Annotated in this window: 28 protein-coding genes; 22 read left to right on the top strand and 6 right to left on the bottom strand. The window is 47.6% G+C overall.

Annotation, left to right across the window (positions count from 1 at the left end; all coding sequences use genetic code 11):
- The first annotated feature begins 258 nt into the window (after positions 1-258).
- From desA to AB1L17_RS27360, 3 genes are all read left to right on the top strand, one after another.
- Complete coding sequence (gene desA / locus AB1L17_RS27370) at positions 259-1,317, top strand: Delta(5) desaturase DesA (protein WP_412848116.1); 1,059 nt, start codon at positions 259-261, stop codon at positions 1,315-1,317.
- Between the two features lie 63 nt (positions 1,318-1,380).
- Complete coding sequence (locus tag AB1L17_RS27365) at positions 1,381-2,523, top strand: sensor histidine kinase (protein ID WP_412848115.1); 1,143 nt, start codon at positions 1,381-1,383, stop codon at positions 2,521-2,523.
- Positions 2,520-3,119 (top strand): response regulator, encoded by a 600-nt coding sequence (locus tag AB1L17_RS27360; protein ID WP_412848114.1) that lies wholly within the window; start codon positions 2,520-2,522, stop codon positions 3,117-3,119. The genes AB1L17_RS27365 and AB1L17_RS27360 overlap by 4 nt, the downstream gene beginning before the upstream one ends.
- 311 nt (positions 3,120-3,430) lie before the next feature.
- Here AB1L17_RS27360 and AB1L17_RS27355 read toward each other — a convergent pair whose 3' ends face one another.
- On the bottom strand, positions 3,431-4,150 hold the full coding sequence (locus AB1L17_RS27355; RefSeq protein ID WP_412848113.1) for an alpha/beta fold hydrolase: 720 nt from the start codon (positions 4,148-4,150) through the stop codon (positions 3,431-3,433).
- A 279-nt stretch (positions 4,151-4,429) separates the two neighbouring features.
- Between AB1L17_RS27355 and arsR the strand changes: the two genes are divergently transcribed.
- The 4 genes from arsR (at position 4,430) to arsC (ending at position 6,720) form a co-directional block, all read left to right on the top strand.
- Complete coding sequence (arsR, locus tag AB1L17_RS27350; protein ID WP_412848117.1) at positions 4,430-4,735, top strand: arsenical resistance operon transcriptional regulator ArsR; 306 nt, start codon at positions 4,430-4,432, stop codon at positions 4,733-4,735.
- Between the two features lie 65 nt (positions 4,736-4,800).
- Entirely contained in the window at positions 4,801-5,238 is a 438-nt protein-coding gene (locus tag AB1L17_RS27345; RefSeq protein WP_412848112.1) for an ArsI/CadI family heavy metal resistance metalloenzyme, read from the top strand.
- Positions 5,239-5,255: 17 nt separating this feature from the next.
- Positions 5,256-6,296 (top strand): ACR3 family arsenite efflux transporter, encoded by a 1,041-nt coding sequence (arsB, locus tag AB1L17_RS27340; RefSeq protein ID WP_412848111.1) that lies wholly within the window; start codon positions 5,256-5,258, stop codon positions 6,294-6,296.
- Positions 6,297-6,315: 19 nt separating this feature from the next.
- Positions 6,316-6,720 carry an arsenate reductase (thioredoxin) gene (gene arsC, locus AB1L17_RS27335; RefSeq protein WP_412848110.1) on the top strand — a complete coding sequence of 135 codons (405 nt, stop codon included), beginning with the start codon at positions 6,316-6,318 and terminating at the stop codon, positions 6,718-6,720.
- 68 nt (positions 6,721-6,788) lie between these two features.
- On the opposite strand, the gene AB1L17_RS27330 is transcribed toward arsC, so the two are convergent.
- On the bottom strand, positions 6,789-7,313 hold the full coding sequence (locus AB1L17_RS27330; RefSeq protein ID WP_412848109.1) for a GNAT family N-acetyltransferase: 525 nt from the start codon (positions 7,311-7,313) through the stop codon (positions 6,789-6,791).
- A gap of 144 nt (positions 7,314-7,457) precedes the next feature.
- A complete protein-coding gene (locus AB1L17_RS27325) occupies positions 7,458-8,225 on the bottom strand; it encodes a matrixin family metalloprotease (protein ID WP_412848108.1) in 768 nt (255 codons plus the stop codon).
- 357 nt (positions 8,226-8,582) lie between these two features.
- Between AB1L17_RS27325 and AB1L17_RS27320 the strand changes: the two genes are divergently transcribed.
- The 13 genes from AB1L17_RS27320 to AB1L17_RS27260 all read left to right on the top strand — a co-directional run bounded on the left by AB1L17_RS27320 (position 8,583) and on the right by AB1L17_RS27260 (position 21,268).
- Complete coding sequence (locus AB1L17_RS27320; RefSeq protein WP_412848107.1) at positions 8,583-9,416, top strand: alpha/beta fold hydrolase; 834 nt, start codon at positions 8,583-8,585, stop codon at positions 9,414-9,416.
- Entirely contained in the window at positions 9,403-9,672 is a 270-nt protein-coding gene (locus AB1L17_RS27315; protein ID WP_412848106.1) for a DUF1905 domain-containing protein, read from the top strand. Before AB1L17_RS27320 ends, AB1L17_RS27315 begins: the two co-directional genes overlap by 14 nt.
- 184 nt (positions 9,673-9,856) lie before the next feature.
- A complete protein-coding gene (locus AB1L17_RS27310) occupies positions 9,857-10,789 on the top strand; it encodes an ROK family protein (RefSeq protein WP_412848105.1) in 933 nt (310 codons plus the stop codon).
- Between the two features lie 150 nt (positions 10,790-10,939).
- The gene (locus AB1L17_RS27305) at positions 10,940-12,004 is read left to right on the top strand and encodes a Gfo/Idh/MocA family protein (protein ID WP_412848104.1); all 1,065 of its coding nucleotides are present in this window, start codon (positions 10,940-10,942) and stop codon (positions 12,002-12,004) included.
- A 67-nt stretch (positions 12,005-12,071) separates the two neighbouring features.
- On the top strand, positions 12,072-13,652 hold the full coding sequence (locus AB1L17_RS27300) for a glutathione ABC transporter substrate-binding protein (RefSeq protein ID WP_412848103.1): 1,581 nt from the start codon (positions 12,072-12,074) through the stop codon (positions 13,650-13,652).
- Between the two features lie 67 nt (positions 13,653-13,719).
- A complete protein-coding gene (gene nikB / locus AB1L17_RS27295) occupies positions 13,720-14,643 on the top strand; it encodes a nickel ABC transporter permease (RefSeq protein WP_173610526.1) in 924 nt (307 codons plus the stop codon).
- Between the two features lie 19 nt (positions 14,644-14,662).
- The gene (locus AB1L17_RS27290; RefSeq protein WP_412848102.1) at positions 14,663-15,553 is read left to right on the top strand and encodes an ABC transporter permease subunit; all 891 of its coding nucleotides are present in this window, start codon (positions 14,663-14,665) and stop codon (positions 15,551-15,553) included.
- A gap of 18 nt (positions 15,554-15,571) precedes the next feature.
- Positions 15,572-16,564: an ABC transporter ATP-binding protein gene (locus AB1L17_RS27285; RefSeq protein WP_412848101.1), complete on the top strand. Its 993-nt coding sequence runs from the start codon at positions 15,572-15,574 to the stop codon at positions 16,562-16,564.
- A complete protein-coding gene (locus AB1L17_RS27280; RefSeq protein WP_412848100.1) occupies positions 16,557-17,519 on the top strand; it encodes an ABC transporter ATP-binding protein in 963 nt (320 codons plus the stop codon). The genes AB1L17_RS27285 and AB1L17_RS27280 overlap by 8 nt, the downstream gene beginning before the upstream one ends.
- Before the next feature lie 22 nt (positions 17,520-17,541).
- Positions 17,542-18,744: an ROK family transcriptional regulator gene (locus AB1L17_RS27275; protein ID WP_412848099.1), complete on the top strand. Its 1,203-nt coding sequence runs from the start codon at positions 17,542-17,544 to the stop codon at positions 18,742-18,744.
- A gap of 62 nt (positions 18,745-18,806) precedes the next feature.
- Complete coding sequence (locus tag AB1L17_RS27270) at positions 18,807-19,355, top strand: Gfo/Idh/MocA family protein (RefSeq protein WP_412848098.1); 549 nt, start codon at positions 18,807-18,809, stop codon at positions 19,353-19,355.
- Positions 19,352-20,347: a Gfo/Idh/MocA family protein gene (locus AB1L17_RS27265; protein ID WP_412848097.1), complete on the top strand. Its 996-nt coding sequence runs from the start codon at positions 19,352-19,354 to the stop codon at positions 20,345-20,347. Before AB1L17_RS27270 ends, AB1L17_RS27265 begins: the two co-directional genes overlap by 4 nt.
- A gap of 48 nt (positions 20,348-20,395) precedes the next feature.
- Positions 20,396-21,268: a sugar phosphate isomerase/epimerase family protein gene (locus tag AB1L17_RS27260; protein ID WP_412848096.1), complete on the top strand. Its 873-nt coding sequence runs from the start codon at positions 20,396-20,398 to the stop codon at positions 21,266-21,268.
- 189 nt (positions 21,269-21,457) lie between these two features.
- On the opposite strand, the gene AB1L17_RS27255 is transcribed toward AB1L17_RS27260, so the two are convergent.
- Positions 21,458-21,814: a DUF805 domain-containing protein gene (locus AB1L17_RS27255; protein ID WP_412848095.1), complete on the bottom strand. Its 357-nt coding sequence runs from the start codon at positions 21,812-21,814 to the stop codon at positions 21,458-21,460.
- Between the two features lie 206 nt (positions 21,815-22,020).
- Between AB1L17_RS27255 and speD the strand changes: the two genes are divergently transcribed.
- The gene (gene speD, locus AB1L17_RS27250) at positions 22,021-22,830 is read left to right on the top strand and encodes an adenosylmethionine decarboxylase (protein ID WP_412848094.1); all 810 of its coding nucleotides are present in this window, start codon (positions 22,021-22,023) and stop codon (positions 22,828-22,830) included.
- 500 nt (positions 22,831-23,330) lie between these two features.
- A complete protein-coding gene (locus AB1L17_RS27245) occupies positions 23,331-24,278 on the top strand; it encodes a sigma-70 family RNA polymerase sigma factor (protein WP_412848093.1) in 948 nt (315 codons plus the stop codon).
- Positions 24,279-24,339: 61 nt separating this feature from the next.
- On the opposite strand, the gene AB1L17_RS27240 is transcribed toward AB1L17_RS27245, so the two are convergent.
- Together AB1L17_RS27240 and AB1L17_RS27235 are read right to left on the bottom strand one after the other, a co-directional pair.
- The gene (locus AB1L17_RS27240) at positions 24,340-26,028 is read right to left on the bottom strand and encodes a hypothetical protein (protein WP_412848092.1); all 1,689 of its coding nucleotides are present in this window, start codon (positions 26,026-26,028) and stop codon (positions 24,340-24,342) included.
- A gap of 181 nt (positions 26,029-26,209) precedes the next feature.
- Entirely contained in the window at positions 26,210-26,875 is a 666-nt protein-coding gene (locus tag AB1L17_RS27235) for an ankyrin repeat domain-containing protein (protein ID WP_412848091.1), read from the bottom strand.
- Between the last annotated feature and the right edge of the window lie 14 nt (positions 26,876-26,889).

Genomic DNA, 26,889 nt, shown 5'->3' with positions numbered 1-26,889 from the left:
ACCCCTCCGGTCAACAGTGTTTAGTACATGATATCATGTACTCTTTTTTTACTGTCTACCATGAAGGGATAATACCAAGTCTACTGATTCAATCACCCTTAATTTTCCAGATGGTTTTTCAACCATGACATTTGTCATGTCCTCGACTTGACGTTTATGACTACAGCGGTCAGATGCTATTTTCTACAATAAAGATAGAATATTGCGTCCGGCGAATTCACATGTCCCTGTGCGCATCAATCGAGGAGGAAACAATTGATGCATCAAGCCAACATTGCCCAATTGAAAAAGAATGTTGCCCCCTTTGAAAAAGCAGACTTGAAAAAGAGTATCCGTCAGCTAATCAATACGTTAGTTCCGCTGATTGTACTCTGGTACGCTGCTTATCTCAGTCTGTCTGTGTCCTATTGGCTCACGCTGCCTATCGTCATCGTCGCAGCTGGCTTTGTCATCCGTACCTTCATCATTTGCCACGATTGCTGCCACCAATCCTTTTTCAAAAATCGTCTGGCGAATGACATCGTTGGTACGATTACCGGTGTGCTGACCCTCGTCCCCTATGAACAATGGAAAAACAGTCACAATATTCATCATGCAACGAGCAGCAACCTCGACAAACGAGGCGTAGGCGATCTGTGGATGATGACTGTCAATGAATATCTCGAGGCTTCAACCTGGCGTAAAATCGCTTATCGGCTGTATCGCAATCCGATCGTCATGTTTGGTTTGGGTCCTATTTTTGTCTTTTTGCTCCAATATCGTTTTAATGTAAAGCGAGCTCGCCGCAAAGAGCGGTTGAATACGTATTTGACGAATGTGCTGCTGGTCGGTCTTTATGCACTGTTGATCTGGGCGGTTGGCTGGCAAGCATTCCTGCTGATCCAAGGTCCGATCTTTTTCGTCTCCGGCTTGTTTGGGATTTGGCTGTTTTATGTGCAGCATACGTATGAGGATTCGTACTTTGAGAATGATGAAGATTGGAGCTACGTGAAGGCCGCTGTAGAAGGAAGCTCCTACTACAAGCTGCCGAAGGTCTTGCAGTGGATCACAGGCAATATTGGCTTTCATCACGTGCATCACTTAAGCCCACGCGTACCGAATTACAACCTGGAAAAAGCACATAACGATACACCGCCACTTCAGATGGCGACAACGATTACACTGGCGTCCAGCTTGCAGTGCCTGCGTTTTCATTTGTGGGATGAGAGCAACAAGCGTTTTGTGAGCTTCAGAGGCATCAAGCGGTTGGCTGCTGCTCAATCGGAAGCGCTCATGGATGCACTCCAAGGCTCCAAACCGAGTCTGGAAGGAAAATAAGCCTGCCATAAACCTTTGAATTCCGATACACTTGAGATAGTGGCGAAGAAAAGGTGGGCAAGCATGCAGAAGCAGAAGTGGTATCACATTCTTCAAAAAAATACGGGCTTGAGCCCTTATGTGTGGGTTGTCTTCTACATCCTGCCATTCTATTTCATCTTCCGATCCTCTTCGACGTACGAAGCCGTGATCGGAATTATCATGATCATTCTGTTTTTCATTTGTTATGTGTTCTCTTTTCTGTCAAAAGGCTGGCTGGTGTATTTCTGGACGAGTGTGCAGATCGTAATATCTGTCGCTATGACCTTGATGTTCGGCTACGTGTATTTCTCGCTCTTCCTGGCGTTTTTTATCGGAAATATCCAGAACAAGATTGGCTTCGTCACGTTATATACGGTTCATTTGATTAGTACCATCGTATCGGTGAACATCGGTTTTTTCACGAAAAACGCGCAATTGATTGGTCAGCTTCCGTTTGTGCTGGTCAGTATGATTGCAGTCATTCTGTTACCGGTGACGACGTACAACTGGAATAAGCGTGAAAAGCTGCAGGGAGAGCTGGAGCATGCGAACAAGCGAATTTCGGAGCTGGTCAAGCTCGAGGAACGCCAGCGCATTGCCCGTGACTTGCACGATACGCTGGGTCAGAAGCTGTCTCTGATTGGGTTGAAAAGCGATTTGGCCAACAAGCTGATCAGCAAAAACCCTGCTCTGGCGAGAACGGAGATAGAGGAAATCAGGCAAACCGCGCGAATCGCTTTAAAAGAAGTACGGGAAATGGTCACGCAGATGCGTGGGACGCGGCTAGAGGATGAGATGTTTCGGATCAAGCAAATTGTCAAGGCAGCCGAAATTGAATTCGTGCTGGAAGGCGACACGAATCTGACCAACACTTCGCTTATGACGGAAAACGTGTTGTGCATGTGCCTGAAGGAAGCGGTTAACAACATCGTGAAGCATAGCAATGCCACCGACTGTTCCATCGTTATCGAGCCTACTCGTACCGATCTCGTCGTACGCGTTACGGACAACGGCATCGGGATGGCGGAGGAATTGGTCTATCGAGGTAATGGTTTGCGCGGGATGAAGGAGCGGCTGGAATTTGTTAATGGAAGCATGGAAATCCAGTCCTCGGAGTCTGGAACACAGCTGGTGATTCGAGTACCCAACGTCTTCAAACAACCGGAACAGGAGGCGGGAGGATGATTCGCATTGTAATTGCAGAGGATCAGCGGATGCTCTTGGGCGCTCTTGCTTCGCTGCTCGATTTGGAAGAGGATATGAAGGTCGTCGGGCGAGCGAGCAATGGCGAGGATGCCGTCAAGCTGGTGCATCAGCATCAACCCGACATTTGCATCATGGATATCGAAATGCCGGTCAAAAGCGGATTAGACGCTGCCGAGGAATTGAAAGGCAGCGGCTGCAAGGTGATGATTCTCACAACCTTTGCCCGCCCAGGTTACTTCGAACGAGCACTGAAGGCAGGGGCAAACGGCTACTTGCTCAAGGACAGCCCGAGCGAAGAGCTGGCTAGCTCGATTCGCAGCATTATGGCAGGGCGGCGGATCTATGCACCTGAGCTGGTGGATGAGGCATACGGCCAGGAGAATCCGTTGACGGAGCGGGAAAAGGAAGTCCTGCTGTTGATCGCAGACGGGAAGAACACCAAACAGATTGCCAGCCAGCTGTACATTACGACAGGGACTGTACGCAACTACATCTCCGTCATTCTAGATAAGCTCGGTGTAAGCAATCGAATTGAAGCGATTATGCATTCCAAGGAAAAAGGCTGGTTTAAGTAGAGACCGGTTGGAGGAGGCCCTTTCTGTTTTGGCAGGAAGGGCTTCGCTTTGAAAATATAGGGACGAAAGTGGAGTGGCTTGAAAGAGTACCAAGCATGACGTTTCGTTTTTACAAGAAGATTATGACTCTCAAATAAGCAAGTTAAGCTCAACTATGATAATGTAGGTAGCTGTTTATCTATATTTTTCAAGAACAAGAAGATTTCTCGACGTAACTCCATATAGTGATCAAACAACATAATGTGCTTTGTACCAGGTATGATTACAGATTTGCTTAGTGGATGAGCATTCTTTAGTACTTCAGCGATAAATTAGTTTTTTTCATCAAAGTTCCGGTGAATGGCTGCAGGGAGAAAAAGTATGGGACATGAAAGCTTTTCGTATAAGCGTTCAAGTTTTAGATCGTACAATGATCCCATGATTTGAATGAATGTTTCATTGGTGGTGTAGGGGGATAGTTGACCATCTTTTTGTTCACGCATAGAGTTGGCCCAGCCATCAGTGACTGCCTTTTCAATTACGCGGTTCCAAGGGCTTCTGCGTGCTTTCTCGTAATGAATGTAGTCTTCAGCCGATGAGAAAACAATGTCAGGTTCGCGTAGTTTCTCAAGAAATATTTCCTTTTTGTCTGCAAATTTACCATTGGTGCCTGAGTGATTTTGCATTGCTCCATCGGAATGGACAATCGATAACACGCGGGTAGGATATTTGGCGGCAAAGTAAGTAGCAACGTAACAACCGAGGGAACTTCCTACAAGATGGACGACACCAAAATTAAGCTCATCTAGAACACCTAATAAATCATTTGCAAAAGTAGAAATCTCGTAGTCAGTTTCAGGTTGATCCGATTCTCCATGTCCACGCAAATCGATGGCAATTGCAGTGTAATGGTTTAAAAAGTAAGGTATTACCCCATTCCAAACCGCAGCATTACCGCGGATAAAGTGGAGAAAGATAACTGGAATCCCGGAATCACTATATTGGTGAACCATTATCTTAATGCCGTTGGTATGTACGCTAAATTTTTTCATGATAACTCCTCATGATAAATAATTGAATTGGTGATCAGCAAAATTTCGAAGTTCAAACTTCCTACCAAGCAGCACAGATCGCATGAGTATTTGGAGTTATATTACAACATTAACCAGTAAAATTACATCTCTGTCATTCGCGAAAAGCTCAGGTGGCGGAGCAATGCTAAATATCTTCATCAAAAAATGTTGATTTATCGATTGCATCTTTTTGGGAAACGTGCTTATAATCAATACATCAAAAAAAATTGATGAACGAGGGTATGATCCATGAACGATATGAAACAACAGTTGGAGCAATATGAGAAGAAATTTAAAGCTCTTGCCGATCAGAAACGACTAGAAATTATGTATGAGCTTTGTCAGAGAGGTAAGACATGTGTATGTGACCTGACTGAGGTTTTTGACATGCCACAATCCAAGCTATCGTATCATCTCAAGATTTTGTTGGACGCGAACCTGGTTATAAAAGAAACAAAAGGTACTTGGAGTTATTACGACTTGAACGACAGCGAAGTGAATCAACTGTTATCAGAAGAGCTTTGTTGTATTTTCAGGAAAACAGGTAAAGGTAGCTGCTGTTAATTTTTTTTAAACCTTACATCAATTTTTTTTGATTAATACTACTTAATTTAAGGGAGGAATATGAAATGAAATATGTTCACGTTGGGATTAACGTTACGAACCTGGAGAAATCGATTGAATTCTATCAAAAGGTATTTGGGGTAGAACCAGTAAAGGTAAAGACAAACTATGCAAAGTTCTTGCTAGAGAGTCCGGGGCTTAACTTCACGTTGAATGTTCGGGACGCTGTTAGTGGGAATCAAGTCAACCATTTTGGATTCCAGGTTGAAAGTGGAGAGGAAGTCGTTGCTCATAAGGAAAGGCTAGAAAAAGAAGGCTTTTTCGCACGAGATGAGATGGATACGACATGTTGTTATGCTGTGCAGGATAAATTTTGGGTGACAGATCCAGACGGGAATGAATGGGAATTTTTTTACACCAAGTCTGACAGTGACGTTCATAAAAAAGAATCCACATCTTGCTGCCAAGCCTCCAATACAGTAGCAAGCACGTCTTGCTGTTAAGACCTGGGGAGCATATCATGAAACAACTATCATTTCTAGATCGCTTCTTGACCCTTTGGATCTTCCTTGCCATGGTTATCGGAATTACGGTAGGAACTCTCTTTCCGGCCTTCACCAGTGGATTGAATAGCTTACAAATGGGTACAACATCCATCCCTCTTGCCATTGGATTAATTCTGATGATGTACCCCCCTCTGGCAAAAGTTCGTTATGAAGAGATGGGACGCGTATTTCAAGATCGTAAGGTTCTTTTGCTGTCCCTTATTCAAAACTGGGTGATTGGTCCGGTTTTGATGTTTGTGTTAGCCATCGTTTTCTTGCCAGATAAGCCGGAATATATGGTTGGGCTCATTTTGATTGGATTGGCACGCTGTATTGCGATGGTGATTGTGTGGAATGACCTTGCAAAAGGAGATACAGAGTATGCAGCAGGACTCGTAGCATTCAATTCTTTGTTTCAGATGCTTTTCTTTTCGGTTTATGCCTATGTGTTTGTCACGATTATTCCGGCATGGCTGGGCATTCTGGGAGCAGTTGTTGACATTACAATGGCCGAAGTAGCCAAATCAGTGTTCATCTATCTTGGTATTCCATTTCTTGCAGGGATGCTGACGCGTTTTACTTTGGTGAAAGCAAAAGGCAGGCAGTGGTATGAGAACGTGTTTATCCCCAAAATTAGCCCTGTGACATTGATAGCGTTACTTTTTACAATCGTCGTCATGTTCTCCACACAAGGAGAAAGCATTGTGAGTGTACCATTGGATGTAGTTCGCATCGCGATACCACTTCTCATCTATTTCCTTGTCATGTTCTTTATTTCTTTCTTCATGGGTAAGAAGATTGGGGCTAACTATCCAGTTACAACAACCCTTGCATTTACGGCAGGTAGTAATAACTTTGAGTTGGCAATCGCTGTGGCAGTCGGTGTTTTTGGGATTCATTCGGGTGCTGCCTTCGCAGCTGTTATCGGTCCTCTTGTTGAAGTCCCTGTTATGATCGCATTAGTTAACGTGGCATTATGGTTCAAACGGAAGTATTTTGCTAACTCAATATCGTAATGGAAAAGGTGAGTTTATCATGGAAAACAAAAAGACCATTTACTTCTTATGCACAGGGAATTCTTGCCGCAGCCAAATGGCGGAAGCGTGGGGAAAGAAATATTTAGGTGACGCGTGGAATGTGTTTTCTGCGGGGATAGAAGCGCATGGTGTCAATCCAAATGCCGTTCGAGCGATGCAAGAAGTGGGAATAGACATTTCCAAACAAACATCTGACGTCATAGATCCTGATATTCTAAACAAAGCAGATCTGGTCGTGACACTTTGCAGTCATGCAGATTCCGTTTGCCCAACCACACCGCCTCATGTAAGACGCGTTCATTGGGGATTTGACGATCCCGCAGGAAAGGAATGGTCTGAGTTTCAAAGGGTGCGAGATGAAATTGGCGCACGTATTAAAACGTATAAGGAAACTGGGGAGTAGTTCCTTGTTCATTAGAAAAAGGAGTGTCGCTGTACAGCATTGGAGGCTGTCGGCTGACACTCCTTTTCTTATTTCTCCAACGAATAAAAACAGTCGTTCACCATCTTACCTGCAATTTCAGTGCTTTCGGGAACGATTTTATCTAGCCTCATTCCAGCCTTCTCCAAAACACGGCGTGAAGCCACATGTTCTTCGGAACAAACAGCCGTAAATTTTTTGAATCCAAAAGTATCCACAGCGAAATCAAATACGCGTCCGATTGCTTCCGTAGCATAGCCCTTGCCTTTGTATCCTTCCAGTATGATGAAGCCTACTTCCGCAGTGAGCTGTTCTCGGTTACGAGTGCAGATGCTAATCAAGCCAACGTCGTTACCGGAGGCTGTTTCGCGTATGATCCAGGTTAGCCAATGGGAGGATTCGAGGCTCCACGGAGCGAGTTCCTTGTCAAAGTTACGGCGGGTATCCTCATCGCTCATGGTCGCTCCGATATGCTGCATAAGTGTCGGGTCGGAATAGATGGAGCGAATCAGCTCCCAATCGTGTAAGGCCACTTTGGTGAGAGTCAGGCGCGGACTGAGGATTTGATTGTTCATGACATTCTCCTTTGGAGATAGTTGTGGAAAGTATCATCATTGTACCAAAGAATGTACTTCCATATTAAGGAGAATTTCGGATGAAAAAAAGGCTGCCGACTTTCTCGACAGCTTAAAGAGTAATTTGAACCAGCTATAATTAAGCTATTGACTGTAGATTCTTCTAAGCTCATTCATGTCATTTTGCGTGGGAGCTGTGATCCGAGTTAACCAGGAATTGTTCATGATCGAATGATCCGACCGATGATTTAGTCGCAATACATGTCCAATTTCATGAGTAGCCAAGGCCTCTAAATAAGCAGCGTTTCTGTTACTTACTCTGTTCCATTGGATAACTGTGCCTCCGGTAACTCTTGAACCGTTAGATTGCCACCATCCAAATCCATCATAACCTCTAGCATAACCTTCCCCTAAGGTAATGGGAGCATTTTGTGTTGGTGTTAATAAAACAATGCCTGTATGGTTCCAGTTTTGTATCGCATTTTCATAGGCCTGTCTAAGAGCAGGGATGTTTGTGGTAATGGTTACTTGGTACGAAACCAAGGGCTTATTTTGATCGATTTCAGGTGGGTTTCCATTAATAAAGGCAGAGGCAACATAGTATTTCACGCCGTTTTTCTCGTAGAAGAACCATCTATTATCAGGGGAGCTTGTCCAATAGTCATTGAGTGAGGTACCTCGGGTCCAACCAGAAAATTGTACACGGGTATTTGGTTGAAGCTTGTCGAGGATAGCAGCAGAAGTAGACGGTCCGGAACGGATATTGACAGGGATGGGAGCGGATACACCGCTGAAATCTACTTTATATTCGGATTGTTCCTGTGCGTTTGTCGGAGTGACAAAGTATCCATTTACAAGAGTGACAAGAGCAATTGTAAAGAATAATAGTTTACGGAAAATTTTTTCTAACATCGTGGGGCTCCTTTCCAAACGGGATTTTTTGTTTTCCCAGTACAGTTCTCTGTGAACCTCCTTTTGAAATGATTTTCTCTTTTAAGTTGTTTGAAAATGTTTGTCTAATGGTAAAATGAATATCCAATATTTTCAAGTGAATTACAAAATTTTTACAATAATTTACACAAAATGACTACTCTTGCCAAAACATATAGTAGTTTTTTACCGAAAATTTATGGGGATGTTGATCGAAAAGGTCCAATAAAAAAGCCTGCCTCTTTTCAGAAAGGGTAGGGGCTGGGGGGCAAGAGACTGCGTAACATAGCAATCCATAAGAAATGCGATTGGACCGGATCAGATAGAATGAAATTGTGATTGTGCAAGACAACTACAAAGGAGGGGAAAAATGTTTTGAAAACAACTCAATCAAAAGACGGTACTACGTTAGCTTATGATGTCTATGGGAGCGGACCTGCACTCCTATTCATAACAGGAGCCACTTGCTTTCGCTCATTTGAACCGGTCTTGCATGATGCTCAAGTACTCGCGGAACAATTTACCGTTTATAATTATGACCGTCGAGGGCGTGGTGATAGCGGCAACACACTGCCTTATGCGATAGAGCGTGAAATCGAAGACATTGAAGCCTTGATCGATGCGGCTGGGGGCACGGCTTATTTATACGGACATTCTTCAGGGGCGATTCTAGCACTAAACGCAGCCATGCAGCTGGATGCCAAAGTGAGCAAACTGGTTATGTATGACCCGTCCTACGCCAATAACGAGGCGGACCTGAAAGAATTCAACGAGCTGAGCCAGGCCCTGTACAAATTGCTTGAAGGTGGTAAAAATGCCGATGCGATCAGTCTCTTTTTGGAAGGTATCGGCATTCCTAAAGAGGTGGTTCACTATATGCAGCAATCACCCCAATGGGAAAGCATGGCGGCACTCGCACCGACTCTTGCCTACGACATCACCCTGGCCAGTAGCCTCCCGCCTATTGAACATGCTCGCAAACTGCGTACGCCTACTCAGATTATTGTGGGCGAAGCAAGTCCTGCCTCCTTGCACGATGTTGCGAGCCAATTGAGCCAAGCCATTCCCGATGCGCAGTACAAACTACTTGAAGGGCAAGACCATATGCCTGACCCTACTGTACTACTGCCTGTAATCACCAGTTTTCTTCGAGATAAAAATGGATCTCGATAAAGCTTTCACAGCGACAATTACGAAGGATGCGGGGAAAAGCGGCTGGACTTGTGTTGTGTGGCCAGAGTCGGTCCGTTTCTTTGGGACTGGCAAACCGGTTAAAGTAATCGGCACGGTAGATGGCCACGATTTCCAAGCGACTTTCTTGCCTTTGGGTGACGGTACGCATATGCTGCCTCTTAGAGCGGCAGTCATGACGAAGATCAAAAAACAGGTAGGCGAGCAGGTAGAGGTTCACTTAAGAGAAAGACTATAGCTAACTCAATCACAATGCCCCCTTCATAAGGGGGATTATTCATTTCAGGAGAGAATGGCGTGAATTTTTCCGAATAATCTGGACGAAAAAGAGGGTGTGTGCTACAAATAAAGCTAAGTTGAATTTATAAAGCCATTGGAGAAATTAACGTGAAGTGGCAAAGGTGAACGAAGGAGAGACGAGAATGGCAAATGATGAATATGCAATTGGGCTGGATCTGGGTGGGACCAAAATCTTGACAGGTCTGGTTGATCGTGGCGGCAGGATAATCGCACAAAAGCAGCTGCCCACCTTCGCGGAAGAAGGAGAAAAGGCAGTGATCGAAAGGGTGCTGTCTGCTATTCATGATGTCCTGTCGGCAAGCGGCATCGATCCGCGAAAAGTACGCGGCGTAGGTATTGCCTCCGCTGGCGTGATTAACAGCGAGAGAAGTGAAGTGGTATTCGCGAGCAATTTGGGCTGGCGGAATGTACCGATTGGGACTCTGATTGAGCAAAGGTTCGGACTGCCCGTTCGGTTGTTCAATGACGCGAATGCAGCGGCAATCGCGGAATGGCTCTGGGGCGCTGGAGCCGGCACGCAAAATATGATCTATGTCACCGTCAGCACGGGCGTAGGAGCAGGAGTGATCAGCGGCGGTCGATTAATCTGCGGTCGGGATGGGAGTGCGGGTGAGTTCGGCCATATCTCGATCGATTGGAACGGACCGTCATGCAGCTGTGGCAATCGTGGGTGCCTGGAAAATTACGCTTCGGGAACTGCCATTGAAAACGCTGCTCGTCACAAGCTGACAACCACAAATGACCCAGTGACGGCCAAATCAATCAGTGAGGCTGCGCTTGCAGGAGATCCTTTTTCCGAGCAAATCATCAAGCAAGCAGGGTTTTACTTAGGTGTCGGAGCAGCCAATCTGATTTATTTATTTAATCCGGAGGTAATCGTCTTCGGAGGTGGAGTAATGAACGCGTCTACCATACTCATGCCGGAAATCAAGAAGAGCATGAGGGATAGATGCATCCCTGGATTGGCGCAGGACGTACGTGTCGTTCTTAGTCAGATTGGGGTGGAAGCTGGAGTGATGGGAGCAGCAGGGGGAATTCACCAAGCTTTTCACTAGAACGCGGTCGCTCCTTCATGACCAGGGCTCGGTAGAGATTTTCTTATCAAAATCTGTATTGCAAAAATTAACACAATTTTGTATCATCTTATTAATTACTCCACTGAAAAAACTAATTAACGAATGAGAAGCAAGGAGGAAGACAACATCATGGCAAAAGTGAGAATTGCGGTGATCGGTGCAGGCTCCATTTCAGACATGCACTTGCAATCGTACCAGCAGAACGAGCGCACAGAAATTCGTGCCGTCGTCGACTTCAACGAGGAGCGAGCTCGGGAAAAAGCAGAAAAGTACGGAGCTGAGGTGTACTACAGCAAGCTTGAGGATGTTTTCGCAGATGAACAGGTAGACGCTGTCAGCATTTGCACGTGGAACAACACACACGCAGATATTGCCATCGCTGCACTTCGAGCGGGTAAGCACGTCCTTTTGGAAAAGCCTTTGAGTACAACAGTTGAAAGCGCTCTCCTGATAGAAGAGGCCGTAAAAGAGAGCGGCAAGCTGCTCCAGGTGGGCTTTGTGCGAAGATACGATACGAATGCGCAATTGCTCAAGCAGTTTATCGATGCGGGTGAGCTGGGAGAAATCTATTACGCGAAGGCATCCTGTCTGCGCCGCTTGGGAAATCCCGGAGGCTGGTTCGCTGACAAGGACAGATCAGGCGGAGGACCACTGATTGATCTCGGCGTGCATGTCATTGATCTGTGCTGGTACTTGATGGGCTGCCCAAAAGTGACGACTGTCAGCGGCAATACATACAACAAGCTTGGCAATCGCGCCAACGTCCAAAATCTTTCCTTTTACAAAGCAGCTGACTATGACCCTTCCAAAAACACCGTTGAGGATATGGCCAATGCACTCATTCGCTTTGAAAACGGAGCGTCGCTTTTCGTAGATGTGAGCTATACGCTGCATGCGAAAAAAGACGAGCTGGCCGTCAAGCTCTACGGAGACAAGGGAGGCGCCGAGGTGGAGCCAGAGCTGTCCATCATTACGGAAAAGCATGACACCATCCTGAATGTCAGCCCGCAAATGGATAAATTATCGTTTGATTTCAAGCGAGGCTTCCAAAACGAGATCGACCACTTCATCGCCTGCATTTTAGGAGAAAAAGAGACGCTCAGCCCTGTGCAGGACGGCGTAGAGATGATGAAAATTTTGTGCGGTATTTACGAATCGGCTACGACCGGACGCGAAATCGTGTTCACCCGATAGTCGGTTCGCAAACCATGGACATCCAGATATCACCCATAGAGTAGATCAAGACAAGGGGGAAAAGAAAATGAAAAAAGCATCGTTTTTGCGAACAGCATCCGTCTTACTTTTTTCAGTGGCTTTACTTTTCGGATGTTCCAGTGGCGGTGGCAGTGGGACTCCGGCAGCTTCCAATGGGGGGGCAACCACAGGAGCACCGCAAAAGGATCAGATGGTGATCGCCGTAAATGAAAACTTCATCACGATGGACCCGCAAAATACAGGGGATGCACTGTCATCCGGGGTACAATCCGCGATGTTTGAAGGGCTTCTGATTTACGACAAGGATTTGAAGCTCATGCCAGGATTGGCGACTGAATATTCGGTGAATGAAGATGCGACGGAGTATACCTTCAAGCTCCGGCAAAACGTCAAGTTCCATGATGGTACACCATTCAATGCCGAAGCGGTCAAAATCAACTTCGACCGGATGAGCAACAAAGACAACAACCTGAGAGCTTATCGCAACTACAAATACATCAAGTCCACAGAGGTTGTCGACGAGCACACGGTGAAGGTGACGTTGAACCAGCCGTTCTCCGCGATGATCAACAAGTTCACGACCGGAATCATCAGCCCGGCGGCTCTGGAAAAGTACGGGAAAGACATTACGAAAAACCCGGTTGGTACAGGTCCATACAAATTCGTGGAATGGGTACAGGGTGACCATCTGACGGTAGAGCTGAATCCAGACCACTGGAACAAGGGCGCTGCCAAGGTAGGAAAAATCGTCTACAAGCCCGTTCCTGAAAACGGCTCCCGCGTAGCCATGCTGAAAACGGGAGAAGCCGATGTCATTTATCCGTTGCCTGAGCAGCAGGTAGAGACACTGAACGGAGCAGAGGGAGTAAAGGTAGAGCGCACACCTTCTACTATCACCCGCTATGTCTCGATCAACATGCTGAAAAAGCCGTTTGATGATCCGCGCGTTCGCCAAGCCATCAACCATGCAGTCGACAAGGACGCGTTCATTAAAGTCGTGAAATCCGGATATGGCGCACAGCTGGAATCCGTGATGTCTCCGACGATTGCCCACTACGCGAAGCAAGGCGCCTATGAGTACAACATCGAAAAGGCGAAGCAGCTTCTGAAGGAAGCAGGCTACGAGAACGGCTTCACGACCGACATCTGGGGCAATACGAACTCGGATACGATGAAGGGCATGCAATTCATTCAGCAGCAATTGAAGCAAGTCGGAATTACTGTCGAAGTGAAATCGATGGAAGAAGCGACGCTGTCAGATGAAATCTACGGCATCAAGTCGCCAGAAGAAGCGAAAATGAACATGTGGTACGTAAGCTGGTCTTCCGCAGATCCAGACAATGCGATGCGCTCGTTGTTCAGCAGCGAGAACTTCCCGCCAGCGGGAGCGAACACGGCTTTCTACAAAAACGACGTGGTAGACCAAAGCATCAAGGAAGCGACACAATCGTCAGACCAAGACAAGCAAAAGCAGCTGTATGGCGTCGTGCAAGAAAATGTATTTAAAGATGCACCTTGGATTTTCCTCGCAGTCGATGAAATCTTGTACGGAAAACGCGCTAACGTGAACGGCGTTTACATCACACCAAGTGGCGGCATCTATGTAAGAGAAGCGGCTTTCCAATAATACTTGAAGCAGCGTTCGGGCATCGTCTGCCGCTGGGCGCTGCTTTCCTTTTAGGAGGAACCGTAAAATGTTCCGTTATATCGTGAAGAGACTCATTGAGATCATCCCGATTATTTTTGTCGTGTCGTTGCTCATTTTCTTCTTTATTCATCTCGTACCAGGTGATCCTGTCCGTTTGGCGGCTGGAAAAGAAGCGACGTTGGAAGAAATCGAGCGGGTGCGTCAGGAGCTGGGCTTGGATAAACCATTGCTTACACAGTACGTCAACTACATGCAAAACCTGCTAACAGGTAATTTGGGACACTCCTTGAAGACGGGGCTTCCCATTAGTGATATGTTTGAGAACCGTTTTTCCGTAACGATGACGTTGACATTTATGAGCCTGGGCTGGGCCTTGGTGCTCGGACTTCTAATCGGTACGATCTCTGCTGTTTTCCGCAATAAATGGCCGGATTATGTAGGGATGCTGACGGCGATTTCCGGTATTTCCTTGCCTGGATTTTGGTTGGGGCTCATTCTCATACAAGTTTTTTCGGTCACGCTGGGCTGGTTTCCCACGGGTGGGGTCGAGAGCTGGAAAAGCTACGTGCTCCCCTCGTTAACCTTAGGGGCAGGAATCATGTCGATGCTGGCTCGTTTTACACGGTCATCACTGCTCGAAACATTAAAGGAAGATTTTATCCGTACAGGTCGTGCAAAAGGTTTGAAGGAATCGGTAGTCGTTCGCAAGCACGCTTTGAAAAACTCAATGATTCCGGTCGTGACCATCGCCGGTTTGCAATTTGGCTTTCTGTTGGGTGGATCGGTTGTTGTGGAGACGGTGTTTAGCATTCCGGGCATGGGACGTCTGTTGATCGATTCCATTGCTTTCCGCGATTATCCGGTCGTACAGGCTGTCATCCTGTTGTTTTCACTGGAGTTCATTCTCGTGAATCTGTTGGTAGACATCTTGTACAAGGCCTTGAATCCGAAAATCCGTTATGACAGCTAAGGGCAAGGAGGTGACGTAGATGGAGGTAGTAAAAGAAGTCGGCCATAACGCAGTAGTTGCCACGGAAAAGAAATCCCGAGTTCGAGAGTTCTGGAAGAAGTGGAGGAAGCAAAAGACAGCTTTCTGGGCCGGGTTTTTTATCTTGTTTTTGTTTGTTATCGCGCTGTTTGGACCGTGGATCGCGCCATATGATCCGTATGAACCGAATTATGATGTGACGTTGCAGACTCCTTCTATGGAGCATTGGGCAGGGACAGATGAATACGGACGAGATATTTTGAGCCGCATCATCGTAGGGACAGGAATCTCACTTAGCGTCAGCTTTTCTTCTGTGTTGGTGGGCGCTGTCGTAGGAACGATCTTAGGCTTGATCAGCGGATATTACGGAGGCTGGCTGGATCGGCTCATCATGCGGTGGAGTGACGTCATGTTCGCTTTTCCCGATTTGCTGCTCGCAATTGCGATCGTAGCCATTCTCGGCCCAGGCTTGACGAATGTTGTCGTGGCGGTAGCGGTGTTCAGTATTCCATCGTTTGCTCGTTTGATCCGTGGCAATACTTTGGCTGCCAAGGAAGCGGTGTTTGTAGAGGCGGCGCGTTCCATGGGGGCAAAAAGCAGCCGAATTATTTTTCGGCACATCTTTCCGGAGACCGTCTCCAGTATGATCGTCTTTTTTTCCATGCGCATCGGTACCTCGATTTTGGCAGCATCCAGTCTCAGCTTTCTCGGTCTGGGGGCTGCGCCAGAGAGTCCCGACTGGGGGGCGATGCTCAGTATGGGGCGTGATTATCTTGCCACTTCTCCTCATGTGGTCATCATTCCCGGTATAGCGATCTTTTTGACTGTGCTTGCGTTCAACCTGGTTGGGGACGGCTTGCGCGATATTTTGGACCCGAAAACGAAGAACTAAACGAGGGAGATGGGGCAGATGAGTGAGAACATCATTGAAGTAAAGCATCTGCAGACGCAATTTACGAGAGACAACCAGAAGACAGTCGTCCTCGACCATGTCAGCTTTCATATAAAAAAAGGCGAAGTGCTCGGACTGGTTGGCGAATCGGGCTGTGGCAAGAGCGTGACCTCCTTGTCGATCATGCGGCTGTTCAAGGACACGACGGGCGAGATCACGAATGGAGAGATCGTTTACAACGGGACGAATTTGCTCGCGATTTCGGAGAGTGATATGCGCCGTATTCGCGGAAAAGAAATCTCGATGATTTTTCAGGAGCCGATGACTTCGCTCAACCCGGTGATGAAAATCGGAGAGCAGTTGATGGAAGCGATTCGCTTGCATCTCGGCTACTCCGATCAAAAGGCGCGGGAGCAAGCGGTGAGCATGCTGACAAAAGTGGGCATTCCGCGACCGAGCGAAATTATGGGGGAGTATCCGCATCAGCTCTCAGGCGGTATGCGGCAGCGCATCATGATTGCGATGGCGATGTCCTGCCAGCCCAACCTGTTGATCGCCGATGAGCCTACCACTGCTCTCGATGTCACGATTCAAGCGCAAATCCTCGATGTAATGAAGCAGCTGCAGGCTGACGAGAACATGTCGATGCTGTTGATTACGCATGATCTGGGCGTCGTGGCAGAGATGTGCAACCGTGTCGTAGTCATGTACGCAGGACGTGTGGTGGAAGAAGCATCCGTGTACGACCTGTTCGACGAACCCAAGCATCCGTATACAAAAGGCTTGATCGGCTCTGTCCCCAAGATCGGGCAGAAGCGCCCGCGGCTTGATTCGGTTCCGGGCAACGTACCGACACCGAACAATATGCCAAAAGGCTGCAAATTCGCTCCGCGCTGCAAGGACGTCATGCCTGTCTGCTGGGAAAAGGAGCCCGCCATCACGACGGTGGGAGAGGAACGTTCTTGCCGCTGCTGGCTCTATCAAGAGGAAGGTAGGGATGTTCATGTCTAAATCACTGGTCGTGGTGGACGGTATCAAGAAGACGTTCCCGATTGATAGCGGCCTGTTCAGCAGCAAAAAAAGCGTAAAAGCGGTGAATCACGTTTCGTTTGCGATCAAGGAAGGCGAGACATTCAGTCTGGTCGGAGAGAGTGGCTGCGGCAAGTCGACGACAGGGCGCTTGGTCACGCGACTTTTGATGCCGGATGAGGGCAAGATTTGGATCAATGGCGAAGAAATCTCCCGAATGAACGAAACGAAGCTGCGGGAGGTGCGCAAGCAAGTACAGATGGTCTTCCAGGACCCGTACGCCTCATTGAATCCGCGGATGAAAATTCGCGATGTCGTAGCAGAGCCTCTCCTCATTCATACGAAGCTGTCTGCCCAAGAGCGGGATCGGATCGTCGCCGAAATGCTCGAGGTCGTCGGACTTAACAGCTACCATGCGGAAAAATTCGCCCATGAATTCAGCGGAGGGCAGCGGCAGCGCATCGGGATCGCCCGCGCCTTGATTTTGAAGCCGAAGCTGATTGTTGCAGATGAGCCTGTCTCTGCTCTCGATGTATCGATCCAATCCCAAATCTTGAATTTGCTTAAAGATTTGCAGGAAGAATTTCATTTGACCTATTTGTTTATTTCCCACGATTTGAGTGTTGTGGAGCATATCAGTGACAAGATCGGCGTGATGTATTTGGGGAGCCTCGTAGAATCCGGCCCGAAGGAAACGATTTTTGCCAATCCCCGACATCCGTATACGAAAGCGCTGCTGTCTTCGGTTCCGATTCCCGATCCACGGGCGAAGCGGGAGAGAATCATTTTGCACGGAGATGTGCCGAGCCCGGTGAATCCGCCGTCAGGCTGTCTGTTTCATACGCGCTGTCCATTTGCGATGGACATTTGCAAGACGACAGCGCCTTTGTTGCGGGAAACGGATGACCGTGAGCATTTTGCCGCGTGCCATTTGTGATTTGAATAAAAGGGATGGTTACATGCGTAGGACGGGTGATTTAAAGCTAATCCAGGAACTGAATCGCTCCATCATATTAGATACGATCCGTCATTACGGCCCCATTTCCCGAAGTGAAATAGCGAAGCGGAACAAACTGAGTCCAACAACCGTTACATCGGCTGTCAGTGAGCTGATTCGTGACTCGTTCGTATGCGAGGTGGGGACAGGGGAGTCAAATGGCGGAAGAAAACCGATTTTGGTCCAGTTCTCCCCGGACAGCCGCTTTTTGATTGGCGTTTCGATCTCGGGCGCGAAGATTACGATTGCCGAGATGAATCTGGAAGCCGCGGTCAAACGAAAGGAAGTCTATTCAATCAAGGCATACCAAGGGGAGAGCTTCCTCGCTTATTTGATGGACATCATGGAGCAATTTTTGCGTGGAGCCACCAGCTTGGATACATGCATGGGAATCTCGATTGTCACGCAAGGAATCGTGGATTCGGTCAATGGGGTGATTCGCTACAATCCGAAGCTTCGCTTGCAGGATGCCCCTGTAAAAGAAATGATCGAGCAGCGCTTCCAGTTGAAAGCCTGGCTGGATAACGACTCGAATGCGTACTTGCTCGCCGAGAAGACCATCGGGGATTTCAGTCATTACCAAAACATGCTGTACGTCACGATTGGGGATGGATTAGGCGCGAGTATTTTGATGAATGGTGCCATCTACAGGGGATTTAAAGGAGGGGCTGGTGAGTTTGGTCACACCACGATTGATCGGGCAGGAGTGCGGTGCGACTGCGGAAATGTAGGCTGTCTGGAAAATTACGTGAGCTGGCCAACGATTTACTCCAAGCTGATCTCCTCGCTTGCGAAAGGAAAGTCGAGCCGCATCTCGGAATTGGTGGAGCAGGATGTTGGCCGGATTACTCCTGTGGTGTTTCTTCAGGCTTTGGCAGAGCAGGACCCGCTTGCGGTCAGCATATTGGAGGAAACCGCTTCTTATTTGGCTTCGGGCCTGGTCAATCTGATTCATCTGTTCAATCCGGAGGTCATCATTCTGGGTGGCGAAATTGCCTTCGAAAACGAGCTGTTGATCGCCAAAGTCAAGGAATATGTCGCGGAATACGCCCATGACATACTGGCAGAGGAGTTGGAGATTCGGCCGAATTCATTGGGTGAAAATGTAGAGGTCGCAGGGGCTGCGGCTGTGTTATTGCAGGATACATTTCAGTTTTCGCTTTAAGAGGAAGTTCACCTGCACTATTAGTGGGGGAATCGAGCTTTGAGGAAAGGGAGGTAGGGATCATGGTACGTTTTTCGCCCGAATACGAGGTGGCACATGAGCAAGTAAAGAATGGAGCAATTGGCAGAGCCGGTGTCATACGGTTAAGAAGAAGTGCTGTGGCATCGGCAATGAATGATGCGGATACGTGCCTGTTTCAACAGATCGGTTTGCGAGAATTCGATTGGCTGCGTGGGACGTTCGGTGAGGTGGAGCGGGTAATGGCACGGGAGGTTAAGCGTGAAACCGTTCATTATGCGTTGATCATGCTCCGCATGGCAGGAGGAGCGATTGCACATGTTGAGCTGGAGCTATCAGGATCGGAGGTCACGGAACATACTGCCTATGAGCTAACAGGTGATCAAGGTATGCTTTCGCATGACAGCCGAGAAAGCACTCCGATACGCTGGAGTGGAGGACAGCTACCTCTTGTCACAGCTTTCCCGGAATGGGACTCGACTTGCTTGAATGCACATGATCTGCGCGCGGCACTCGAAATCGCGGCAGCGGCGAGAGAATCGGTCGTGACGGGACAGCCCGTGAAGCTATTGCATGGAGGTGATGAAGGATGAAGGTAGGAATCATCAGCTTCGCCCATATGCATGCACATAGCTACGCAACTTACTTGCAAAAGCACCCTGATGTCCATTTGACAGCCGTCTGGGATGATGACTCACGCCGTGGTGAGGAAATGGCGAAGGCTTACCAGATCGACTTTTACGATGATCTGCAAGCATTTTTGCAGTCAGGTATTGATGCGGTCATCGTTTGTTCGGAAAATGCCAAGCACAAGGAGCATGTGATTGCAGCAGCGCGAGCGAAAAAGCACATCCTGTGCGAGAAACCGATCGCCACTGAGATTGCGGATGCACGCGAAATGATTGCGGTCTGCAAAAAGGAAGGAGTCATGCTCCAGGTCGCCTATCCTGTCCGTTTTGCGCCCGTGATGGAAAACGTCAAACAAATCGTTCAGTCAGGTGCTCTCGGAGATATTCTCGCTATCGATGGCACGAATCACGGACAAATGCCAGGTGGCTGGTTCATTGAAAAAGAGCTGTCAGGTGGCGGGGCTGCGACGGATCATATCGTCCATCTGATGGACCTCGTGCGCTGGATGCTCCAGGATGAAGTGAAAAGCGTCTACGCCGAGCTGGACACACGCTTCTACGACATTGATGTAGAGGATTGTGGCATGGTATCCGTAGAGATGGAGTCAGGTGTGCTCGTCGGTATTGATCCGAGCTGGTCACGACCGAAGACGTTCCCGACATGGGGGGATGTAACGATGCGGATCATCGGCACGAAAGGTACGTTGGACGTCGATGTGTTCAAGCAACACGCCCTCTATTACAACGATCGCGACTCCAAGCTGCAAAATCTGCCTTGGGCTGTAGATATGGACGAGCGGCTCATCGCAGACTTTGTGCAAAATGTCAGGGAAGGCAAACCTCCTTCTATTACAGGGGAGGATGGACTGCGGACACTCGAAGTGGTGAAGGCAGCCTATGAATCCAATCGTCTGGGGCAAGTAGTGACCGTCAACAAGGTGCATCTCTCATCTTGATGAGCAGTAGCACATTCTATATACGATAAAACTAATGAGGTGGAACTGATGAAAATTGGATTGAGCACGTATAGTCTGCTGACAGCAATTCGGGCTGGGGAAATGGACGTACTGGATGTTGTGCAATGGATCGCGGATAACGGCGGCGAGCACATGGAGATCGTGCCGTATGGCTTCACGCTCGTGGACAACTACGAGCTCGCTGATGCGGTTCGGGATAAGGCAAAAGCGGTAGGGATCGAGCTGTCCAACTACTCGATGCCGACCAACTTTATTCAGCCGGACGAAGAAGCCTTCGAAGCGGAAGTCGCGCGTGTAAAGACACACGTAGATCTCCTGCATCGTATGGGCATCAAGCATATGCGCCATGATGTGTCCGCCTTTACTGTTCCCGTAGAGGAAACGACTATCGAATACTTTGAAAAACATTTAACAGAGATGGTAGAAGGAAGCCGCCAAATCGCCGATTATGCTGCACAATTCGGAATTACCACGACGATCGAAAACCATGGCTGGCTGGTCCAGGCGAGCGACCGCGTACAGCGTGTTCTGCACGAGGTCAACCGCCCGAATTTTAAAACGACACTGGATATCGGAAACTTCATGTGCGTAGATGAGGCGTCGCTTGTCGGGGTGCAAAAAAACCTGCCATATGCTTCCCTCGTGCATTTCAAAGATTTCTACTTCCGTCCGTCTTACCATGATCCAGGCGCAGGAAAATGGTTCAAGACCGTCAATGGCAACTTCCTGCGCGGAGCGATTGTCGGACAAGGCGATATCAACATCCGTGAAGTAGTGAAGCTGGTGAAGCAGTCAGGCTATGATGGCTACATTACGGTTGAGTTCGAAGGGATGGAAGAGTGCCGCGAAGGTTCCAAGATTGGGATGGATAATTTGCGACGTTTTTGGGATGAGGTATAGAGGAATAGAGAATATAGAAGTGCCGCTGGAGTTAGGAACCAGCGGCTTTTTATCGAGCGGTTTGAATGCCCTGCATGTCGGCAATTTTTTCAAAAATTTCGGGTGGCGAATGAAGTAAGTAATCGGAGAGCTGTTCGTGTGTCGAAATAAAAAGCCTCTCCCTTGTATAAGGGAGAGGTGAAGGAGACATTATGCGAATGATTGAGAAGACTTCGGATTCGCACCGTATTGGTTGTCTCCGTGGCTCTCTTGGCACATTAATACGAGCAACCAGATGGATCCAATCAAAGGAATAAACGAAATGAGGAACCACCAACCGCTCTTTCCAATATCGTGCAATCGGCGAACGATTACACTCAAAGTTGGCAATAAAATAGCCAAGGAGTAAATACCGGTTAAAAGTAGTGGAATTCCAATCATGGATTCAATGAAGGAAAGTACCAGAGAAATAATGACACTAAACAAAGTAAACATCCAATACTCCGTACGTCTAGCTCTTCCCGAAAAGGCCACGTAATTCTTTAGGACTTTTAGATACCATTGCATGAGTAAAACCTCCCTTCTCTTCCGAATTTTGACACACTTCGATATTTTATCACCATTTCCAGCAGATTAGAACCATATTTGTCAACTTTTGCCTACTACTATGGAATCATTTTCTAGTGGGACAAAAGTAATGGGTATTTATGAGCGAGGTGGAGGAAAAAGTAAGAGGAACGAGTTTTGGATGCCACAACAGGGGGAAATGTCGCTTGGAACAAAAACCGGAGCAAAACGTTACGCTGCATGGCTTCAACAATCTGACCAAGTCTCTCAGCTTCAACATGTACGACATCTGCTACACGAAAACGAAAGCGGAACGGGAAGCGTATATCGAATACATAGATGAACAATACAATGCCGAACGTTTGACGAATATCCTGAAAAACGTGTCGGATATTATCGGTGCACACGTACTGAATGTCGCCCAGCAAGATTACGTACCACAAGGCGCGAGCGTCACTGTTCTTGTATCTGAGGGGCCAGTCGTTGAGGTCCCTACTGAATCCTATGAGGAATCCCCCGGGCCTTTGCCTGAAAATGTCGTGCTGCAATTGGACAAAAGTCATATTACGGTGCACACGTACCCAGAGTACCATCCAACAGAAGGAATCAGTACGTTCCGGGCAGATATTGATGTCTCGACCTGTGGCGAGATTTCACCGCTCAAAGCACTCAATTATTTAATCCGTTCCTTTGATACAGACTTGATGACGATAGACTATCGGGTGCGCGGCTTTACCCGGGATATACACGGATACAAGCTGTTTATCGATCACGACATCAGCTCGATCCAAAATTATATTCCCGAGGAAATTAAAGAGATGTTCCACATGATTGATGTAAACGTGTACCAAGATAATATTTTTCACACCAAATGCAAGCGCAGGCAATTTGATCTGAACAATTATTTGTTCGGTTACACGAAGGATAAGCTGACATCTGAGGAGCAGGCGGATATTACACAGCAGTTGCAAATCGAGATGGACGAGATTTATTATGGGAAAAACATTGTGAATTAGCGAGGAAAGCCTTCTCTTTTGGGGAGGCTTTTTTCCGTAACTGTAATGAGGGAAAGAAGCGCATTTCCAGTCTACGCTTCGGCCTACGCCCCGCAAGGGGGATTGACTGGCCGCTCCGAAATGAATGGCGGGAGCGCTTCAAACGTAGAAGTTTCGAGGAAGTATTTCATAAGTGAAGCTGAAATTCCCCGGCATTCATTCCTACGCTGGGTTGGGCTCCAGAGGCGCTTGGACTGGAAATGCGCTTCTTTCTACGCTGCTTTGCGATAGCTTCCTGAATGTTCATTCAAGATGTCTTAAGATTTATTCCCTCAAAAGGACTTCCAGATATAACTGACAAAAAAGAACTAATCCCTGGTAAATTTTAAGCTGTTCGAAAGTCATGTGGCATGGCTTCTTCCGACCTCAACAGTTGGACGAAAACTATTTTTAATAAGCTCCGTATCTTTTCATCCCGATTTTTCGTTTGATTAATATAACGAGTTGGGAGGTCGATTCAAATGGAAAAGATGCATACGGACATGCAAGATTTGAGTGCACCACTTCGGGAAATCAAAAAAACATTTGACGAGCTCATCATTCCTCATCGCACCTCCTTGTGGAGATATTGCTTACATATGACAGGCTCACCGTGGGATGCCGAGGATTTGGTGCAGGAAACCTTATTAAAATCGTTCACTTCCCTTACACAGCTGTGGCAGCCTGTGCATCCAAAAGGCTTTTTGTTTCGCATTGCAACGAATACGTGGATTGACCATTGCCGAAAAAGGAAGGGGAAGATCGAATCGCTCGATACAACAGAGGAGCCGTCTTATATAGAAAAAGAATACGAATTGGAAATCAACGAAGCAATGCAGCATCTGGTGTTGCATCTCGCGCCCAGGCAAAGAGTCGTGTTTCTTCTCGCAGAAGTATTCCAATTTAAGCTCCAGGAAATCAGTGAGATGATCGGTGTCACGGAAGGAGCGGTGAAGTCATTGTTGAAGCGAGCGAGAGTAAAGCTTCAGCAAGTCCAGCTCGAAATGGCAACAGAGGATCGAAAGCCGGAGATATCGAAGGAGCATCAGATCATAATTGATGCGTTTATTGATTGTTTTAATAGAAGAGACCCTTCCGGTATTGCCGATTTATTGGATGATCATGCGTGTACCGATATCGTTCATGTGGCGCAGGAATATGGAAAACAAGTGGTTCGCGATCATTCGTTGGCGGATTGGGCGCGCGATCCTGTAGAGATGAGAGCGGAATTACACTTCCTATGGGGACACCCCGCGATTATTCAAATTGCAGCACAGGATGATGGCGAATATGTATACAATCTGAGCTTACTGAAATTCGATGAAAACAAAATCACGGGAATGAAAGATTATTATTTTTGCCCAGAACTACTGGCTGAGGCAGCAAACGAGCTAAAGCTGGGAGCTCCCGTTAGAAAATATACGCTATAGTCAGGGGTATGAAATGAGAGAAGCGGCAACAGGCGTTACATCACGCACGTTACCGCTTTTCTTATTTGGGGGAAGGATTCAGATAATAGGCCCGTATTTCCTCCAACGTTTTTCTGGAGGGCTGTACGAATTCGCGGTCCCAATCTTCGGGAGGAGAGTCGAGAGAGATGCCTTTTTCCTGCAACGTTCGAAACAGCTCTTTATCGGCTTGCGTAGGGATCCACCACGTGTAGACGGGATTCGTTTTGCCATTGAGCAATGATTGGAACATGAACTTCACGTAAGTGGCTGTAGAGAGTTCACCGTAGTTGACGTCGAAATCAGGCTCGGGAGCCGGGTAATCCTCTGGATAACGGAACGGCCCGTAGTGAATGGAGATGCCGAGGAAGCCGACAGGTGGGATATTGTTTCCATACCTGGGAAGGGCGAACGGCAGATCCGCTGCGAAGTGCAGGCGAATAATCACGGAGTTGATGAATTGCTGCTCGAAAAAGCTCTCTTTATGCCAAATGCCGAGCTCCCGTGAAAGGGTATCCCAGTGAATGATGGAGGTGTTGTGCGCGAGCCAGAAGGTGGTCGACATCTGTTCAAACGTTTTGTAAAATTCCTCGTCGTGATCATGAAAGGGATCGAGTATGTCGAACAGGCTGAAACAACCGTGTTTTTTCCGCCATTTTTGCGCGATGGACAAAAAGTCAATCAATCGTTGGATACGTAGCTCCGGGCTTCTCTCGTTATTGGCAAACAAATAAGTAGCCTCTATAAGGTCGGCAGTAAAGTTGCCGTTTACAAAATCCCAGTAATTGATTTCGCCAGCTTTTACCCGTTCCTCATTAATCCGTTTCGTATCTGTTTCCCAGCGAGCAAATGTGAAGACATCAATGCCGAAATATAGCTCAGGCAAGAGGTCGCCCAAAATACTGAAGCGATAAGGACTGGACTGCTGGAACCAGGTTTTGATGAAGGCCAGGCGAGAAGAGGGAGAAACGACTGCGGCACGCTCTACATAATTCGTTTTGGCGACGACTGCCTCGAATTCTTCGACAGATGTAGCGATCGCAACGAAAGGAGAGGCCGAAACAAGGAAGTCCACTCCGTCTTCGTCATTGTCGTATTGAACGATGAGGTGCCGGAAGCTTGCCTGTGCCAAGGGAGATAGCACGAGCTGATTCCAACGGTGCTCACTTGCATCATCAATCGCACCGATGACGACGACGGGCTTTTCTGGTTCCCCGCGAAAAGAAATGGAGGCACCATCCTGGACAACGATCTTGTTCTGGCAGCGAACATTGATGGATGTCCCCTCTTCAAAGCAGATAGACGTCCCAGCCGTTATGATGACGTCTTCGGGTCCAATCATGTACGGACCGTTTTCAGCGGTAAACTCCTCAGATTGGTTGATGATCCCCGACAGTCGCTTGTACTTGTCAACGTGCAGCTGATAGGCGTGCTGCGGGTCTGGATCAGGCCCAATCGTCAGTTGCACGTAGTAAAGACCGTCTTCTTTCGGAAAAAACGGAAGGATGATAGGGGAGTTAGGGCTATAGGTAGCTTCTGCGAGCTTGGTTCTATGGATGTCATAGATGGTGATAGTAGACGCAGGATGAGTCAGGTTGCTCATATGGATTTCGATAGCTTCTGTGGATGCCAGAAAGAGCTTGTACATCTCGACTTTGGCTGCGAGGTTAGGGGAAGCTCCTCTGATTCGCTTGTCCGTTTCCAGAATAGATGGATGCGAGGTGATGTGCATGTGAAACAGGCTCCTATCAAAATGGTATAGACATAATGGAATAGTTTACTAGTAATTGACGCCTGAATATAGGAAAAGTTTTGATTTTGATAGGGACTTTTCGTCTAGAAAATACGAAAAAGGATAGGCGTCAGATGATTTCCGACGATCCTATCCTTCCTTGTTACATTCGGTTATCTTTTTATTTTCCGCCAGCCTGTGTGAGCATCTCAATCATTTCCTTATAACCATGCTTCCTCGCATGCTGTAGAGGTGTTACACCATCATGATCAGCGAGATTGACATTGGCTTTGTGCTCAATCAAGAGCTTGACGATTTCTTGATGCTTCTTGCCACCGTCGCCCAAAATCACTGCTTCCAAGAGAGCGGTCCAGCCCAATCTGTTGACATGATCGATATGGACATCAGAGGTGGTGAGCAATTCCTTGACGATCTCCACATGACCACGATCAGCGGCAGGAATCAAGGCAGTTCCGCCAAATCGATTCGTGATGGTTGTGTCGGCTCCTGCTGCTATCGCGGCTTTCACGAAATCGAGGTGGCCTGCTGCGCTTGCGAAAAGCAGAGGATTGTCTAAGTTGTTGTCTCGAATGTTGATGTTGGCCCCGTGTTCAATCAGCAAGTTGAAAATGTCGAGTTGATAAGAGTGGACCGCGATCATCGCAGAAGTGCGGCCCCTCTCATCTGTGGCGTTGATATCCGCGCCATCGGCAATCAGCTTCTGAATCGCTGCTTTGTCTCCTTGACTGGTTGCTGTCAATAAGGCTTGATTCAGCTTATCCATTTCAACTTTCACCGCCTGGGTTGCTTGCTGCTCGCCACTCGTTAAGAGGGTATTCCAACTCATCTCACACCCTGCAA

Source organism: Brevibacillus jepli (assembly GCF_047229145.1).
In the GTDB taxonomy this organism is placed as follows: domain Bacteria; phylum Bacillota; class Bacilli; order Brevibacillales; family Brevibacillaceae; genus Brevibacillus.
Note: the sequence above shows the minus strand (reverse complement) of the source record. Positions and strands in the feature narration are given on the sequence as shown.

Bases quoted from the DNA above. Each gene is read 5' to 3' on its own strand.
- arsR (WP_412848117.1), top strand. From the start codon at position 4,430: ATGAAACAACAGTTGGAGCAATATGAGAAGAAATTTAAAGCTCTTGCC.
- arsB (WP_412848111.1), top strand. From the start codon at position 5,256: ATGAAACAACTATCATTTCTAGATCGCTTCTTGACCCTTTGGATCTTC.
- AB1L17_RS27260 (WP_412848096.1), top strand. From the start codon at position 20,396: ATGAAAATTGGATTGAGCACGTATAGTCTGCTGACAGCAATTCGGGCT.
- AB1L17_RS27245 (WP_412848093.1), top strand. From the start codon at position 23,331: ATGGAAAAGATGCATACGGACATGCAAGATTTGAGTGCACCACTTCGG.
- AB1L17_RS27325 (WP_412848108.1), bottom strand. From the start codon at position 8,225: ATGTTAGAAAAAATTTTCCGTAAACTATTATTCTTTACAATTGCTCTT.
- AB1L17_RS27240 (WP_412848092.1), bottom strand. From the start codon at position 26,028: ATGCACATCACCTCGCATCCATCTATTCTGGAAACGGACAAGCGAATC.
- AB1L17_RS27300 (WP_412848103.1), top strand. From the start codon at position 12,072: ATGAAAAAAGCATCGTTTTTGCGAACAGCATCCGTCTTACTTTTTTCA.
- AB1L17_RS27305 (WP_412848104.1), top strand. From the start codon at position 10,940: ATGGCAAAAGTGAGAATTGCGGTGATCGGTGCAGGCTCCATTTCAGAC.
- AB1L17_RS27235 (WP_412848091.1), bottom strand. From the start codon at position 26,875: ATGAGTTGGAATACCCTCTTAACGAGTGGCGAGCAGCAAGCAACCCAG.
- AB1L17_RS27275 (WP_412848099.1), top strand. From the start codon at position 17,542: ATGCGTAGGACGGGTGATTTAAAGCTAATCCAGGAACTGAATCGCTCC.
- AB1L17_RS27310 (WP_412848105.1), top strand. From the start codon at position 9,857: ATGGCAAATGATGAATATGCAATTGGGCTGGATCTGGGTGGGACCAAA.
- AB1L17_RS27270 (WP_412848098.1), top strand. From the start codon at position 18,807: ATGGTACGTTTTTCGCCCGAATACGAGGTGGCACATGAGCAAGTAAAG.
- AB1L17_RS27345 (WP_412848112.1), top strand. From the start codon at position 4,801: ATGAAATATGTTCACGTTGGGATTAACGTTACGAACCTGGAGAAATCG.
- desA (WP_412848116.1), top strand. From the start codon at position 259: ATGCATCAAGCCAACATTGCCCAATTGAAAAAGAATGTTGCCCCCTTT.
- AB1L17_RS27330 (WP_412848109.1), bottom strand. From the start codon at position 7,313: ATGAACAATCAAATCCTCAGTCCGCGCCTGACTCTCACCAAAGTGGCC.
- arsC (WP_412848110.1), top strand. From the start codon at position 6,316: ATGGAAAACAAAAAGACCATTTACTTCTTATGCACAGGGAATTCTTGC.
- AB1L17_RS27315 (WP_412848106.1), top strand. From the start codon at position 9,403: ATGGATCTCGATAAAGCTTTCACAGCGACAATTACGAAGGATGCGGGG.
- AB1L17_RS27355 (WP_412848113.1), bottom strand. From the start codon at position 4,150: ATGAAAAAATTTAGCGTACATACCAACGGCATTAAGATAATGGTTCAC.
- AB1L17_RS27285 (WP_412848101.1), top strand. From the start codon at position 15,572: ATGAGTGAGAACATCATTGAAGTAAAGCATCTGCAGACGCAATTTACG.
- AB1L17_RS27360 (WP_412848114.1), top strand. From the start codon at position 2,520: ATGATTCGCATTGTAATTGCAGAGGATCAGCGGATGCTCTTGGGCGCT.
- AB1L17_RS27290 (WP_412848102.1), top strand. From the start codon at position 14,663: ATGGAGGTAGTAAAAGAAGTCGGCCATAACGCAGTAGTTGCCACGGAA.
- AB1L17_RS27365 (WP_412848115.1), top strand. From the start codon at position 1,381: ATGCAGAAGCAGAAGTGGTATCACATTCTTCAAAAAAATACGGGCTTG.
- AB1L17_RS27265 (WP_412848097.1), top strand. From the start codon at position 19,352: ATGAAGGTAGGAATCATCAGCTTCGCCCATATGCATGCACATAGCTAC.
- nikB (WP_173610526.1), top strand. From the start codon at position 13,720: ATGTTCCGTTATATCGTGAAGAGACTCATTGAGATCATCCCGATTATT.
- AB1L17_RS27280 (WP_412848100.1), top strand. From the start codon at position 16,557: ATGTCTAAATCACTGGTCGTGGTGGACGGTATCAAGAAGACGTTCCCG.
- AB1L17_RS27255 (WP_412848095.1), bottom strand. From the start codon at position 21,814: ATGCAATGGTATCTAAAAGTCCTAAAGAATTACGTGGCCTTTTCGGGA.